Raw genomic sequence first — 15,284 nt, forward strand, 5'->3', positions numbered from 1 at the left:
CTGAGCGTGTCAGGCGGCGACCGCATCCTGCTGCGCGAGCAGCGGCGGCAACGGTGCGCCCTGATGGCTCAGGTGACAGGCGTAGAGAAAACGATAGACATCGTTGATATAGAACTGTGGAAATGCTTTGACCGGCATCGTTTCCAGGAAGCGTGACTCGACCAGTTCTGCCATGGCTGCATCCATTCCCTCGGCAACCTCATAATCGAAATAGATCGCCAGGTCCTTATCTGGCGGATCGATCACCTTCGTAATGCCAAAACTTTCAGGAAATCGGTGCGCGGGCGCATCTCTTTCGAGCAGAAACGTCCCTAGCGCAGCTGAATGAATATGCTCTCGATGCTCATAGAGAAAATTGACCGTTTGCTGCGCGTCATCGAGTGTTTCGCCAGGAAAGCCAAAGAAAAAGAATGTATGGTTCCAGATGCCTGCTTCGGCGCTTTCACGCAGGATGCGATGCATATGCTCGAGTTTTGTCCCTTTGACCATGCGGTTCATGATCGCTTCGGAAGCGCTTTCCAGACCAAACAGGATCATGCGGCACCCGCCGCGATACATCTGTTGCAACAGGTCGGCGGTCAGCGTCTTCTCAAAACGCGCGCAGCCGCCCCAAAGCACCGGAATACAGTCGCGCTGCACAATCATGGAGAGTTCGCGCAACGTGCGTGGTGTCAGCGCCTCATCGGCGAAAAAGATGTGCTGCGCGCCATAGCGCTGGTGGAGCGCGACCATCTGCTCCGCCAGCATCTCGCTGCGCATCAGGCTGAAATTCTCGGCTTCGCCATAGCCGACATTACAGAAGGCGCATTTGCCAAAGTAGCAGCCACGCGCCGAGAGGAGCGGCAACGTCAGATACGGCGCCAGGTACCGGTCGAGCGGCAAGCCATCGAAATCCGGCAGCGGCAAGGCGCCGATCTTTTCCGGTTCCTTGCGCGCTGTTACCCGAATGGCATTGCCGTCGCGATAGATCAGGTTCGGCACGCGCGAGACATCGCCACTGCCGGCGAGCGCTTCGCACAACTGCACGAGCGGAACCTCGCCATCGAAGACGACGGCGCTATCGATCAGAGAAAAGATGCCAGGTGATCGTGCCAGGCGCTCACGCAGCATCGTGATATGCGGACCGCCGACCGTCACATGACATGGCAATCCGCGATCCTTGATCAGCGCCGCAATTGTCAACCCTGGAACCATCTGCGCCATCGAGGGGATGGAAATGCCGACCACATCCGGTCGTTCACGTTCGATATCCGCCAGGACGCCACGCGCAAAGATATCGATCAGCATATTGACCTGCGGATCGCGCACTTCGCTCAAGATAGCGCGGGTGCTGTCGGCCGTGCGCGCTGGACGATACGTTCCAAATTCGAGCGCTGCGGGGAAGAATGGCAGTGATGCAATTTGAAGCGCATCGACGACCGTCATCAGCGCGTCTCGACCGACCGGACCATCGAAAAACGCAGGGCTGCGCAAGACCTTTTTAGCGCGCTCGACTCGTGCCGCAATTGCCGGACCTGAACGCAACGCCTGTACGACCAGATCGCGTGGCGGCGCAACCCGGCGTGTCGAGCGCCGCTCGCCGTGAGGTCCGTATTCACGCCGCAGGCGGTCGAGCATCCGCTCGATATAACGCCGGGTCAGTATCGTCTCGAACACTTCGATATTCAAGTCGCGTTGCGTGACCCGCAGCCCATGCCCACGAAGAAATGCGGTGAGCGTTGGCAGCGCCAGGTGCGGCATTGCCGGCGTCCAGTTTGGCGGAAACAAGAGCATCACGTGCATAACTATCTCCTCGACAGCAATGGCGCGTTCAGCAGCCGACGTTCGTCGGCTGATCCGCAGTCAGTGGAATAATGTCGCGTGGCTGAGCGGACGCATAGAGATGGCAGCGCACCATCTGCCCATCGCCGACTGACACAACCGGCGGATCGACTACATCGCAGACGCCAGGGATCATGTCGCTACAGCGGGGATGGAAGGGGCATCCCTTTGGGATGGCATATGGATGCGGCACCGTGCCTCTGATCGACTCAAGGCGCGTCGCCGTGCCCATCGCCTTCGATCCCATCTTCGGGATCGACTTCAGCAGCAGGCGCGTATACGGATGTTTTGGGGCGTAGAAGAGATTATCAACGGTTGCCTGTTCCACGATCCGCCCCATATACATGACTATGACCGCTTCGGTCATCTGTGCGACAACGCCGAGGTTGTGGGTGATGAACATGATCGCCATCCCCAGTTCACGTTGCAGATCGCGCATCAACTGAAGAATCTGCGCTTCTGTCGTCACATCGAGCGCCGTGGTCGGCTCATCGGCGATCAACAGGCTGGGATTGCAACTCAGCGCCATGGCGATCATGGCGCGCTGCCGCATGCCGCCCGACAACTGATGGGGATAGCGATCCACCGTGCGCGTCGGTTGCTGCATGCCGACTTTCGTAAACATATGAATGGCAAGACGGCGCGCTTCCTCTTTGCTGACCAACTGGTGGAGCATGATCGCTTCGATCACCTGATCACCGACCGTATGCACCGGGCTGAGGGAGGTCATTGGTTCCTGGAAGACCATCGAGATTTCGCCGCCGCGGATCATGCGCATCGGTTTTCCCATCGGGTCCAGTTTCGTAATCTCAATGATCTCGCCGGGATTGCCGTTCGAGGGAGGGACGCGGTGAAAGCGAATCGAGCCGGAAACAATCTTTCCCGGCGGACGGACGATTTGCATGATCGAACGCGCCGTGATCGATTTGCCGCAACCGCTTTCCCCCACCACGCCGACTGTCTGCCCGCGCCGGATGGTGAAACTGACGCCGTCTACCGCGCGCACAACGCCTTCATCCAGATAAAAATAGGTCTTCAGGTCTTCGACTTCCAGCAACAACGGACGTGGATCACTCATAGCGCTCCTCACAGACTCAACGCTCATACGGATCGGCAGCATCGCGCAACCCGTCTCCCAGAAAATTGAAACTCAGGATCGAGATCACCACAGCCGCGCCGGGAAGCAAGACCCAGGGCGCCAGCGCGACCGAGCGCAGATTTTGCGCCTCCTGAAGCAACACACCCCAACTGATCGCCGGGGCGCGCAACCCCAGCCCGATGAAACTCAACCCGGTTTCCGCCAGGATCACGCCCGGCACCGCCAGCGTCAGCGTCGCAATGATATAACTCAGGAACGACGGAACCATGTGGCGCAGAATGATGCGCATTTCGCTCGAACCGACCAGGCGCGCCGCAAGCACGAAATCCTCTTCACGCAACGCCAGGAAGCGACCGCGCACCACTCGCGCCAGTCCAGTCCAACCGATCAACGACAGAATGACCGTAATGCCGAAATAGACCCATACCACGGGCCAGTCTGCCGGAAGCGCTGCGCTGAGTCCCATCCAGAGCGGAATGGCGGGGATCGACCGAATGAACTCGATTACGCGCTGAATGATGGTATCGACCACGCCGCCATAGTAGCCGGAAATGCCGCCGAGCACAATACCGAGGATCAGGCTCAAGAAGACCCCGACCAGCCCGATAGAGAGCGAAATGCGCGCACCATAGACAATCCGCGAAAACAGGTCGCGTCCCAAACGATCGGCGCCCAGGAGAAAAAATGCATGCTCTTCGATCGGCGCATCGATGCCAAACAGTCGGATGTTTGACTCGAAGATTCCCCACAGTTTGTACGGTTGACCGGGAGAGAACAGGCGAATAGGATGGATGTCACTGGTGTCTTCAACAAAGATCGGTCGAAGAGTCACCGGGTCACGTTCACGTTTCATTCCATAGATAAAAGGACCGCGAAAATTTCCTTCTGTATCGAAGAAATGAATACGCGACGGCGGCGCCAGCGTATAGCGCGTCGAAAAACTCTCCGGGTCGTAAGGGGCGACAAATTCGCAAAAGATGGCAATCAGATAGAGGAAAATCAACACCACGCCGCTCACCATCGCCATGCGATGCTTGCGAAACTTCCACCACATCAACTTCCACTGTGGCGCCACATAAATCTGTTCTGTGCGATTGCCGACGGTTGCAACGTCGGCATCCTCGGCACGGGTTCGCTCAATACTCCCTTCAGTCGCCATCGTTTACTCCTCCAGACGGATGCGCGGATCAACCCATGCGAGCAGAATGTCCGAAATCAGCGTGCCGATGACCGTCAGCGTACTGAGTAGCAGAATGAAACTCCCGGCAAGGTACATGTCCTGCGAGGTCAACGCGCGCAACAGGAGCGGTCCACTCGTCTGATAACTCAGCACGACCGCCACCAGCGTTTCGCCGGAAACGAGCGCCGCAAGCGTCCAGCCAACGGTGCTGAAGAACGGGTTGAGCGCCACGCGCACCGGATACTTCCAGATCAGCACCGTCTCGCGCACCCCCTTCGCGCGCGCCGTTTCGACATAGGGCTTGTTGAGTTCATCCAGCAGATTAGCGCGCAGCGTGCGAATGATACTGGCTGTATTGTCGATAGCGAGGACGATCACCGGCAGCCAGATGCGCGATAGCATATCCAGCACTTTGCCGACGCTCCATGGCGCGTCGAGATACTGATCGGAAAACAAGCCGCTGATATTGACCCCAAAGAACGCCAGCCCGACCCACAGCGCAATGAGCGCAACCATGAAACTCGGTGTGCCCAACCCCAGAAAACTGATGAAACTCATCAGATAATCGGGGATGGAATACCGGTGCGTGGCGGCATACACGCCGGCCGGAATGGCAATCGCCCAACTCAGGAGGATGGTCAGGAGCGAGATCAGCATGGTGATCCCGATCCGATCCCAGATTAACTCGCTTACCGGCTTGCCCCACTCGAACGACCGTCCCATATCGCCGCGCAGTAAAATGCCGCTGATCCACTTCCAGTATTGGATGTATATGGGTTGGTTCAACCCGTATTGCTCTTCGAGCGCCGCTAACTGTGCAGCGTCGATTGCGTCGCCTTCAGTGCGCAGTTGCGCTACGTAGGAGCTTAAGAAGTCGCCGGGAGGCAGTTGAATGATGGCGAACGAGATCAGCGAAATGACAAACAGGGTTGGAATCATCAACACTACGCGACGCGCAATATACTGAAGCATGGCACGACTCTCTGAGGGTGCGTCGGGCAAGAGCGCCGCGCCTGCCCGACGCGCTATGCCTGATGCAGGTATGCGTCTCTCCCACAGGCATCGAGCCTGCGGGAGAAATCGTCAATCGTCCGTCCGATGCTCCTAATTGGTGTGTTTTGCCGGATCATCCCAGTAGTAGGTCTGCGTGTTGAGCAGGTTCTCGTCCTCGGTTGTATCGTCGTTGGGGAATCCGGCGCGGAAGCCTTTGAAGCCGTTCTTCACAATCGTCGGTGATGGCAGTTCACCGAGGATGCCGATCATCGGCAACTCCTCCGCCCAGATGTCGAGAATCTGACGGAAGAGCGCATTGCGCTTCTCCTCGTCCGGCTCGACATCGATCTGCTTCTGAATATCCCAGATTTTGGTGATGAAATGACCCTCCGGCGGTTGTTCAGCGTTGGGGTCATTCGGGTTGTTGTAGTAGATTCCCCACGCGGCAGCCCAGGGACGGTCGATCATGCTCCCCAGGAAAATCCAGGGCGCCACGATGGGTAACAGCGTCCGGTCACCACCCCAGAACGCCGCCTCGACCTCGTTCGCCTGATAGCGTTCGGTGTACAGCGAACGTTCCTGCGCTTTGTACGTCGCCTTAATGCCGACATCGGCAAAATACTTGATCATCGTCTGGACGGCGTCTTCATCGGGTGAACCCGCCTGCGCCGTGCCCTCAATGATGAAACTGATCGGACCGCTGCCATCCTTCCAGAGGCGGAAGCCCTGAGTATCCTTCTTGTCGTAGCCGGCCTGATCGAGCAGTTGATTGGCGCGCGCCGGATCGTACTCGATATACGCTTTCGTCAGTTTCTCGTAGTACTGCGGCGACATGCTCAACGGGCTGTACTGGCGCGGCACAGCGGTGCCATTGAAGACCAGTTCGTTGATTTCGTCGCGGTTGATCGCCAATGAGAGTGCAATGCGCACGTCGCGGTTCTGGAAGAACTCGCGGATCTTCGGGTTCTTCGCCGTGTGATTCGGCTGGAAAGCGATATGGTTGGCGCTGACGCCCAGCACTACCTGATAATCGCCGCGACTCTCATTCTCTTTGAGGAGTGTGAAGTCGCCAATGCTCACGTGGCGCGCCTGAAAATCGACCTCGCCCGCAATGATGCGCGTGTTGAAGGCATCGGGCGTCTCGAACAGCAGGTGGGTGATCTTGTCGATGTACGGCAACTGATTGCCATCTTCATCCACCTGCCAGAAGTAAGGGTTGCGCTCCATAATGAACAACTGCTCGGTCATGGTGTTGACGGCTACCCACGGACCGAGCGATGGACGCCCGACCGTCCACCACCAATTTTTGTCGTTGAACAGTTGCACCCACGTCTCGAACCCTGCCGCCTTCGCATCCGCCTCAAGTTTGGCTTTATCGGCGAAGCCTTCGTGGAACTGCTTCATGAAACCGGCATGAACGAACGGTTGCTCGCGGGTGACGTTGTAGGCGAAGAGTGGCTTGGGGTCCTGGAACGTGAACACCGCCGTGTAGCGATCGGGAAACTCCGCTTTCATCGCCACGCGCGGTGAGCCGGTTGACCAAACACCGGGAAGCGCCGTCGTGATCTGATCGTTGAGCAGGACGTTCTCGTACCACCATTTCCAGTCGTCGGTCGTGAAGTCCGAACCATCGGACCACTTCATCCCCTCGCGTAGCTTGAACGTCCACTGCCGCGCATCGCTGCTGACCTCCCACGACTCGACGATGTTCGCGCGCAGGCTTAAGTCAGGGTTATACCAGGTCAGCCCCTCGTTCTGAATCTTGGTCGGTCCCCAGCGGTCCGAAAAGCCGCGGAAGCCGCGACGGATGGTTCCGCCATATTTGCCAACGCCATCGAGACCGGTCAGCACCACTGGATTCTTGGGCAGGCGCTGATCGACCGGCGGCAGTTTGCCCTGTTGGACCAGTTCCGCCAGGACGGGCGCTTCGTTGAACTGCGACACCGCTACAGGCACGGCGGTTGCTGCCTGTGGCGGAGCAGCAGTGGCAACAGGAGCGACCGTTGGCGCCGGTGGCGCAGTTGGAGCGGATGGAGCGGCAGTGGGAGCGGGAGCGGTCGGAGCGCCGCCGCAGGCGGCAAGGCCGGCGCTTGCGCCGAGGACAGCCGACAGGCGCAGAAAATTGCGGCGACTGATTGATCGCCTGGCGTTTTTGTTCATGCTTGCCTCTCTTTTGTAATGACTGCACACAACCTGAGCCAGGGATAAAAACCCGGAGTCGTCGAACAGATCTGCGTCAGATGAAATACTCGGCACCTCCTTTCATCGTATCGACGATCATCCATCCCTGCTGCCAGACGCAGAGCATGTGAGGCGCTGGTCAATGGACCAACGCTCGCGTCAATGGCGCAACGCCCTGCAATGCCAGTTCTTCGGCGCGATGGCAACTGACGAAATGATCGGGCGCAATCTCGCGCAATTCCGGTGTTTCAACCGCGCACCGCTCGATCCGGTAGCGGCAGCGAGGATGGAAAGCGCAGCCTGGCGGTGGATGGGCAGGATCCGCCACTTCACCTTCCAGAACGATTGGCGTGGTGCGGCGGCGGGGATCGGGCTTGGGCACTGCGGAGAGCAACGCCTCGGTGTAGGGATGGCGTGGCATAGTGTAGAGACGGGGAGTCGGCGCGCTCTCGACGATCTTGCCGACATACATCACCGCAATGCGATCACTAATATGCTCGACCACACTCAGGTCGTGTGCGACAAACAGGTATGTCAGGCGAAACTGCTGCTGCAAATCCTGGAGCAGATTCAGAATCTGCGCCTGAATCGACACATCGAGCGCCGACACCGGCTCATCACACACGATCAACTGCGGGTTGAGCGCCAGCGCGCGGGCAATGCCGATCCGCTGCCGCTGCCCGCCGGAAAAGGCGTGTGGGTAGCGGTTCATGTATTCGGTGCGCAACCCGACGACGCGCAGCATTTCGGCAACGCGATCCTTCAATTCGACGCCCTTTGCCACACCATGGACCAGCAACGGCTCGCCAACGATCTCGAGTAACGTCATGCGCGGGTTGAGCGACGAGTAGGGGTCCTGAAAGATCATCTGCATGTTGCGGCGCAACCGTTTGAGGGCGCTGGAATCGATGGCGGGAATATTGACCCGACCCTGCTCGCGATCACGGAACCAGATGTCGCCTTCGGTCGGCGGCATCGCGCGCAACACCAGCCGCCCGGTGGTCGTCTTGCCGCAACCGCTTTCACCGACCAGACCCAGAGTTTCACCCTCGCGCACGAAGAAACTGACGCCGTCCACCGCCCTAACGTACCCGACGGTGCGCGAAAACCAGCCGCGCTTGATGGGAAAGTGCTTCTTGAGGTTGCGAACCTCCAGAAGGATCGGAGCATCGCTCGCATGCTCAGTCATCATCGACCTCAACAGGTGGCTATGAACACTAAAGCATCCAATGCACCGGACACGGAGAAGGGGATAGAACAACAATACACGCCGGTTGCCCGATCTGTCAATTCCAAAAATCTGCCGATTGTCCGTGGTTGGAAAGCGTTTTCACTTGCAAAGTGAGTATAGCATGGTATAATCGGCATGTCAAATACTCGTTTAAGCGGAAGGCTTATGGCAGTCACACTTGCTGATGTCGCCCGTCGCGCCGGCGTTTCGCTGGCAACGGCGTCGCGTGTGCTCAACGGCAGCGCGCGCGCCGTCAGCGACGATATGCGGGCGCGCGTCACCGCCGCCGCGCGCGAACTGAACTATGTGCCGAATGCGCACGCACAGGCGCTGGTTCGCGCCACCACGCACACCGTTGGCGTGATTGTGCACGATGTCAGCGACCCGTACTTTGCCGAGATTCTCCGTGGCATTCAGCGTAGCGCCGCCGACGCCGGACGATTGATGATCGTCTGCAACACGTTCCGCGAACCGCAACGGGAACTGGAATATGTCCATCTATTGCAGATGCAGCGCGTCGAGGCGATCATCCTGGCAGGCAGCGGTCTCGATGATCGCGCCTATTGCCGGGCATTGACCGAGAGTCTCGACTCGTTTGCGTCGCTTGGCGGGCGGGTGGCGGTCATCGGTCGTCACAACATCGCTGCCGACGCGGTCGTTCCCGATAATGTCGGCGGGGCGCGGGCGCTAGCGCGCTACCTGTTCGACCTGGGGCATCGCTCCTTCGGGGTGATCGATGGTCCTTCCCTGCTGACAACCAGCCGCGACCGGCGCAACGGGTTCGTGCAAGCGCTTACAGCAAGCGGAATCGATCTGCCGCCTGAAGCGATTGTATCGGGCGATTTTACGCGCGATGGCGGCGCTCGTGCGGCGATTACGCTGCTGGAGCGTTTCCCATCAATCACGGCGCTCTTTGCTCTGAATGACGTTATGGCAATCGGTGCGCTGGCCGCGCTGCGTGAACGTGGCATCGCGGCGCCCGATCAGGTGTCGCTCGTCGGTTTCGATGATATTCCAATCGCCGCCGATGTCACTCCGGCGTTGACTACCGTGCGTGTGCCGATGAGTCAACTCGGCGCGGAAGCGTTGACGCTGGCCCTCTCGAATGAAGAGACGCTGCGCACCGTCCATCTGCCGACCGAGATCGTCGTCCGCCAGAGTACGGCGCCGCCTTCTGCGGCGTCATCAGGATAGAAGTCGTGATGGTCTGTTCCATGTCGTCGCGTTGATCCGACGCGACAGGACTTGGTTGTTGCCGCTTTCTGAGTGAAAGGATGTTCCATGGCGATCCTTCCCGTCGGTATCATTATGAATGGCGTCACCGGGCGTATGGGAACCAATCAACATCTTGTGCGCTCGATTGTCGCTATTCGACAGGCGGGCGGCGTACCCCTTCCCAATGGCGATTTCCTCATGCCCGATCCGATCCTGGTCGGGCGCAATGAGCAGAAGGTGCGCTCGCTGGCGGAAACCTATGACATCGCGCGCTGGAGCACAGATCTCGATGCCTGCCTCGCCAATCCATCCGATATCATCTACTTCGATGCGCAGACGACGCAGCACCGCGCGGAAAGTATACGCGCCGCCATTGCCGCCGGCAAGCATATTTACTGCGAAAAACCGTCGGCGGCGACGCTGGACGACGCCATCGATCTGGCGCGCCGCGCGAAAGCGGCTGGCGTGCGGAACGGCGTTGTGCAGGATAAACTCTTCCTCCCCGGTATGCTGAAACTCAAGCGCCTGGTGGAAAGCGGTTTCTTCGGCAGAATTCTTTCGGTGCGCGGCGAGTTTGGCTATTGGGTCTTCGAGGGTGACTGGCAACCGGCGCAGCGCCCGTCCTGGAATTATCGCAAGGAAGAAGGCGGCGGCATTATCGTCGATATGCTCTGCCACTGGCGCTATGTGCTCGATAATCTGTTTGCGCCCGTGCGCGCGGTCATGTGTCTGGGCGCCACGCATATTCCCGAACGGGTGGATGAGCATGGGCGCCGGTATGCCGTGACCGCCGATGATGCGGCGTATGCGACATTCGAACTTGAAGGCGGCATTATTGCTCAGATGAATTCTTCCTGGTGCGTGCGCGTCTATCGGGACGATCTGTTTGTGCTTCAGGTGGATGGCACGCATGGCAGCGCCGTCGCCGGTTTGCGCGATTGTCGCATTCAACCGCGCGTTGCGACGCCGCGCCCCCTTTGGAACCCCGATCTGCCCAACCCGATCGACTTTCGCGCCGGATGGCAGATGATGCCCGATAATGAGACCTTCGACAACGCTTTTCGCGTGCAATGGGAATTGTTCCTGCGTCACGTCGCCGGCGAAGGACCATTCCGCTGGAATCTGCTCGAAGGCGCGAAGGGCGTGCAGCTTGCCGAATTGGGTCTGCGCTCCTGGCAGGAACGTCGCTGGATCGACATCCCGCCGCTCAATGGATGAATGAAAGGATGCAGCATGCCATCCACGGTGATGCTTCCTCAACCTGACCGCTCGTTACGCGCCTACACCTTTCGTCCTCCCGCTGCGTTTGCGCCGCCAACTGCACCGCTGCGCAGCCGTGTCTTCTTTGCTGCCGCGCATATCGTCGCCGACCCGCTCGCCGATGTGACTCCCGCATCGCCTCCGGCGCTCGATTGGGAGGCGACGCTGGCGTACCGCCGTTATCTCTGGTCGCTGGGTCTGGGTGTCGCTGAAGCCATGGACACGGCGCAGCGCGGTATGGGGCTCGACTGGCTCACGGCGCGTGATCTGATCATGCGTTCTGTGGCGGAGGCGCGCGCCGTCGGCGGTGTGATCGCCTGCGGCGCAGGGACCGATCACCTGCCGCCCTCCCCCAACCTCACGCTCGATCAGGTTGAATCGGCGTATGCTGAACAGGTTGAAGCGGTCGAACATGCAGGCGGGCGCGTGATCCTGATGGCAAGCCGCGCGCTTGCCGCATGCGCGCGCGGTCCCGACGATTATGCCCGTGTCTATGGGCGGATTCTGTCGCAGGTGCGTGAGCCGGTCATCATTCACTGGCTCGGCGATATGTTCGATCCGCACCTCGCCGGGTATTGGGGCAGCCGCAACCTCGATGACGCGATGATGACGGCGCTTGCCATCATTCACGACCATGCGGCGAAGATCGACGGCATTAAGATCTCCCTGCTCGATGCACACCGTGAGGTTCAAATGCGCCGACGGTTGCCGCCGGGGGTTCGTATGTACTCCGGCGATGATTTCAACTACCCCGATCTGATCCTGGGCGACAATCAGGGATATAGCGATGCGTTGCTGGGTATCTTCGACGCAATTGCTCCGGCGGCATCGGCAGCGTTGCAGGCGCTCGATGCCGATGATCCGTCGCGCTTTCAGGCGATCCTCGAACCGACCGTGCCGCTCTCGCGGCACATCTTTCAGGCGCCGACCTACTACTACAAAACCGGCGTTGTCTTCCTCGCCTATCTCAACGGACATCAGAACCATTTCCGCATGGTCGGCGGTCAGGAAAGCGCGCGCTCCATCGTCCATCTGGCGCAGTTGCTGGTCCTGGCGGATCAAGCGGGCGTGCTGCGCGACCCGGACCTCGCTGCTGCGCGAATGCGCCACGTGCTGGCGCTGGCAGGAATTGAGGGGTGAGCCATGCCTGCCGATCTTTCCCGTCTGAGCCTGAATCAGGCGACGACCAAATACTGGACGCTGTGCGACGCGATTGACGGTTGCGCTCGCGCGGGAATCCCTGCCATCGGCGTCTGGCGTGACCGTCTCGCGGAAGCCGGGGTCGCTGCCGCAGCGCGGATGCTGCGTGATGCGGGATTGCACTGTTCCAGCCTGTGCCGTGGCGGATGGTTTCCGGCTGCCACCCGCGCTGAACGCGCAGCACGTATTGATGACAATCGCCGCGCCATCGAAGAAGCGGCAGCGTTGGGCGCCGATGTGTTGGTGCTGGTATGCGGACCGGCGCCGGACCGCGACATTCGCGCAGCGCGCGCTATGGTCGAGGAGGGGATTGCCGCCATTCTGCCGGATGCCATCGATCATGGCGTGACCCTGGGGATTGAGCCGCTGCACCCCATGTTCGCCGCCGATCGGTCGGTGATTACCAGCCTGGGAGAAGCCGTCGCACTCGCAGAACGCTTTGACTCGCCGCGCGTGGGGGTGGTGATCGACGCATACCACGTCTGGTGGGATGCAGGCGTGTACGATCTTATTCAGCGGTGTGGACGGCGCACCGTCGCTTATCACGTGTCCGACTGGATCGTGCCGTTGCCGGATGTGCTGAATGGGCGCGGCATGATGGGTGATGGCGTGATCGAATTGCGCTCGCTGCGCGAAGCGGTCGATGCCGCCGGATACCGTGGGTTTATTGAGGTCGAAATCTTTAACGAAGCGATCTGGAATATGCCCGGCGATCAGGTCGTATCATTGATGTGCGAACGCTACCTTGAGCACGTCGCGCCGATCCAGGACCAATACCCTTCAAAGAAGCGCACACCGGCGATCAAAGACGCCTCGCCTTGAACGCCAGGGTATTGGATGCAGGACTATCCGCCTTTCACCGGTGACGGTCGCATCTCCTTGCTTCCATGCGACCGTTCCTCCAACCCGGTAATCAGCAGTAACGATGATATCGTACAATAGCAGAGACGCACATACGCTGCATGTGCGCCATCTGTACTATAATAGCCATGGCGCTGTATACATCTTTTTTACTATTGCGAGGCATCCATGTCAGACAATTCCGCGTCCGAGGTCGAGCAACTTCGTCAGCGCTGCGCAGCCCTTGAGGACGAACTGCGCGCGGTTGAGGAGCGCTTGCGTTTCTTTGTCGAGCATTCGCCCGCAGCGATCGCTATGCTGGATACCGAAATGCGCTATATCCTGGCAAGCCAACGCTGGTTGACGGATTACGGACTGGAAGGGATGAACATTGTGGGGCGCTCCCACTACGAGATATTTCCCGATCTGCCCGAACGCTGGAAGGAGATTCATCGTCGCGCGCTCGCAGGCGCTTTTGAGGAAGCGGAGGAAGATCCCTGGACACGGGAGGACGGATCGACGGAATGGATCACCTGGAAATGCTACCCCTGGTTCAAGGGTGATGGCGCTATCGGCGGGATCGTCTTCTTCACTGAAGTGGTAACGAAGCGCATTCGGGAACGGCAGGAACTGGAAGAAAGCCGCGAACAACTGCGCGCGACGGTCGAGGAACAGGAGCGCCTCATCCAGGCGATCCGTGAAATGTCCACGCCGGTCGTGCCGATCTACGACGAAATTATCGTTCTTCCGCTCGTCGGCTCGATCGACAGCCGACGCAGCGCGCAGATCATGGAGGCGTTGCTCAGCGGCATTCAGCACTACGCCGCCGAAATCGCAATCATTGACATTACCGGTGTATCGGTGGTGGATACGTCGGTCGCCAATCACCTGATCCAGACGACGCGCGCCGCATCGCTGCTCGGCGCACACTGTGTGCTCGTCGGCATCTCGGCGGAAGTGGCGCAGGCAATGGTCCATTTGGGGGTCGATCTGAGCACGGTGGTGACGCGCAGCAATTTGCAGGCGGGCATCGAATATGCGCTCGACCGCCTGGGCAAGCAGATTACAACCCGTGTGTCTGCGCCAACGCCGGATCTCCTTGTTCGATGAAACGCACGCTGTTTGAACCGGAACACGACCTCTTCCGCGCCGCCTTTCGCGCCTTTATCGAACGCGAGATTGCGCCGTTTCACGCGGAATGGGAGCGCGCCGGCGCCGTCCCGCGCGACCTGTGGCGATCAGCCGGTCGCCAGGGGTTCCTCTGCATGGACGCGCCGGAGGAGTATGGCGGCGCCGGCGCGCGCGATTACCGCTTCAACGTTGTCATTGGCGAAGAGTTGTGGCGCATCGGCGCAACCGGTCCCGGCTTTGTCCTGCACAGCGATATCGTGGTTCCCTACCTCTTATGCTACGGGACGTCGGAGCAGCACCGGCGCTGGCTGCCCGGCTGCGTCAGCGGCGAGTGCATTACTGCCATTGCGATGACGGAACCGGGCGCCGGCAGCGACCTGGCAGCCATCCGCACCACGGCGCTGCGCGATGGCGACGCGTATGTGCTGAACGGGCAGAAGACGTTTATCTCCAATGGCATCCTCAACGATCTCGTGATCGTTGCGGCAAAGACCGATCCGGATCGCGGCGCCAAGGGAGTCAGTCTGCTTGTTGTCGAGCGTGGCATGCCGGGATATGAACGCGGCAGACGCCTGGAGAAGATCGGGTTGCACGCGCAGGACACCGCCGAACTGTTTTTTCACAATGTGCGCGTGCCGCGTGAGAACCTGCTCGGTGAAGAAGGGCAGGGCTTCCGTTATCTGATGGAACAGTTGCCGCGTGAACGTCTCGCTATCGCGGTCGGCGCCGTGGCTGCCGCAGAAACGGCGCTGGAACAGACCATCCGCTACTGCCGTGAGCGTGAAGTGTTCGGTCGTCCACTCGGCGCACTTCAGACGGTGCGTTTCACGCTGGCGGAACTGGCGACCGAGGTGCAGATCGGGCGCGTGTTTGTCGATCAGTGCGTGCTGGCGCTCAACCGGGGTGAGTTGACGGCAGAAACCGCAGCCATGGCAAAATGGTGGACGACCGAACTCCAGCAGCGGGTCGTCGGCGCCTGCCTGCAACTGCACGGTGGCTATGGTTACATGCGCGAATATCCGATTGCGCGCGCCTTCCTCGATGCGCGCGTGCAGACAATCTACGGCGGCACAACCGAGATTATGAAGGAGATCATCGGAAGATCGCTAAAACTGGAGTAACATCCCCTTATG

Annotated in this window: 12 protein-coding genes; 6 read left to right on the top strand and 6 right to left on the bottom strand. The window is 59.7% G+C overall.

Annotated elements, in window-relative coordinates; translation table 11 throughout:
- Positions 1-9 precede the first annotated feature (9 nt).
- The 6 genes from RCAS_RS12635 to RCAS_RS12660 all read right to left on the bottom strand — a co-directional run bounded on the left by RCAS_RS12635 (position 10) and on the right by RCAS_RS12660 (position 8,466).
- On the bottom strand, positions 10-1,782 hold the full coding sequence (locus RCAS_RS12635) for a B12-binding domain-containing radical SAM protein (protein ID WP_012120954.1): 1,773 nt from the start codon (positions 1,780-1,782) through the stop codon (positions 10-12).
- Between the two features lie 28 nt (positions 1,783-1,810).
- Positions 1,811-2,899: an ABC transporter ATP-binding protein gene (locus RCAS_RS12640; RefSeq protein ID WP_049768832.1), complete on the bottom strand. Its 1,089-nt coding sequence runs from the start codon at positions 2,897-2,899 to the stop codon at positions 1,811-1,813.
- A 16-nt stretch (positions 2,900-2,915) separates the two neighbouring features.
- Positions 2,916-4,079: an ABC transporter permease gene (locus RCAS_RS12645; RefSeq protein WP_012120956.1), complete on the bottom strand. Its 1,164-nt coding sequence runs from the start codon at positions 4,077-4,079 to the stop codon at positions 2,916-2,918.
- A gap of 3 nt (positions 4,080-4,082) precedes the next feature.
- Entirely contained in the window at positions 4,083-5,072 is a 990-nt protein-coding gene (locus tag RCAS_RS12650; RefSeq protein WP_012120957.1) for an ABC transporter permease, read from the bottom strand.
- A gap of 132 nt (positions 5,073-5,204) precedes the next feature.
- Complete coding sequence (locus RCAS_RS12655; RefSeq protein ID WP_012120958.1) at positions 5,205-7,253, bottom strand: ABC transporter substrate-binding protein; 2,049 nt, start codon at positions 7,251-7,253, stop codon at positions 5,205-5,207.
- A 160-nt stretch (positions 7,254-7,413) separates the two neighbouring features.
- Positions 7,414-8,466, bottom strand: coding sequence for an ABC transporter ATP-binding protein (locus tag RCAS_RS12660; protein ID WP_308446039.1), 1,053 nt, complete (start codon positions 8,464-8,466; stop codon positions 7,414-7,416).
- Between the two features lie 204 nt (positions 8,467-8,670).
- Here RCAS_RS12660 and RCAS_RS12665 point away from each other — a divergent pair, with 204 nt between their 5' ends.
- The 6 genes from RCAS_RS12665 to RCAS_RS12690 all read left to right on the top strand — a co-directional run bounded on the left by RCAS_RS12665 (position 8,671) and on the right by RCAS_RS12690 (position 15,272).
- Positions 8,671-9,699: a LacI family DNA-binding transcriptional regulator gene (locus RCAS_RS12665; RefSeq protein WP_041330733.1), complete on the top strand. Its 1,029-nt coding sequence runs from the start codon at positions 8,671-8,673 to the stop codon at positions 9,697-9,699.
- An 87-nt stretch (positions 9,700-9,786) separates the two neighbouring features.
- Positions 9,787-10,938, top strand: a complete 1,152-nt coding sequence (locus RCAS_RS12670; RefSeq protein WP_012120961.1) for a Gfo/Idh/MocA family protein — start codon at positions 9,787-9,789, stop codon at positions 10,936-10,938.
- A 15-nt stretch (positions 10,939-10,953) separates the two neighbouring features.
- Complete coding sequence (locus tag RCAS_RS12675) at positions 10,954-12,120, top strand: dihydrodipicolinate synthase family protein (RefSeq protein ID WP_012120962.1); 1,167 nt, start codon at positions 10,954-10,956, stop codon at positions 12,118-12,120.
- A 3-nt stretch (positions 12,121-12,123) separates the two neighbouring features.
- Positions 12,124-13,002, top strand: a complete 879-nt coding sequence (locus RCAS_RS12680; protein ID WP_012120963.1) for a sugar phosphate isomerase/epimerase family protein — start codon at positions 12,124-12,126, stop codon at positions 13,000-13,002.
- A gap of 207 nt (positions 13,003-13,209) precedes the next feature.
- Positions 13,210-14,130: a PAS domain-containing protein gene (locus tag RCAS_RS12685; protein WP_012120964.1), complete on the top strand. Its 921-nt coding sequence runs from the start codon at positions 13,210-13,212 to the stop codon at positions 14,128-14,130.
- On the top strand, positions 14,127-15,272 hold the full coding sequence (locus RCAS_RS12690; RefSeq protein WP_012120965.1) for an acyl-CoA dehydrogenase family protein: 1,146 nt from the start codon (positions 14,127-14,129) through the stop codon (positions 15,270-15,272). Before RCAS_RS12685 ends, RCAS_RS12690 begins: the two co-directional genes overlap by 4 nt.
- Positions 15,273-15,284 lie beyond the last annotated feature (12 nt).

The sequence above is a fragment of the Roseiflexus castenholzii DSM 13941 genome (assembly GCF_000017805.1).
GTDB classification, from domain to species: Bacteria; Chloroflexota; Chloroflexia; order Chloroflexales; family Roseiflexaceae; genus Roseiflexus; species Roseiflexus castenholzii.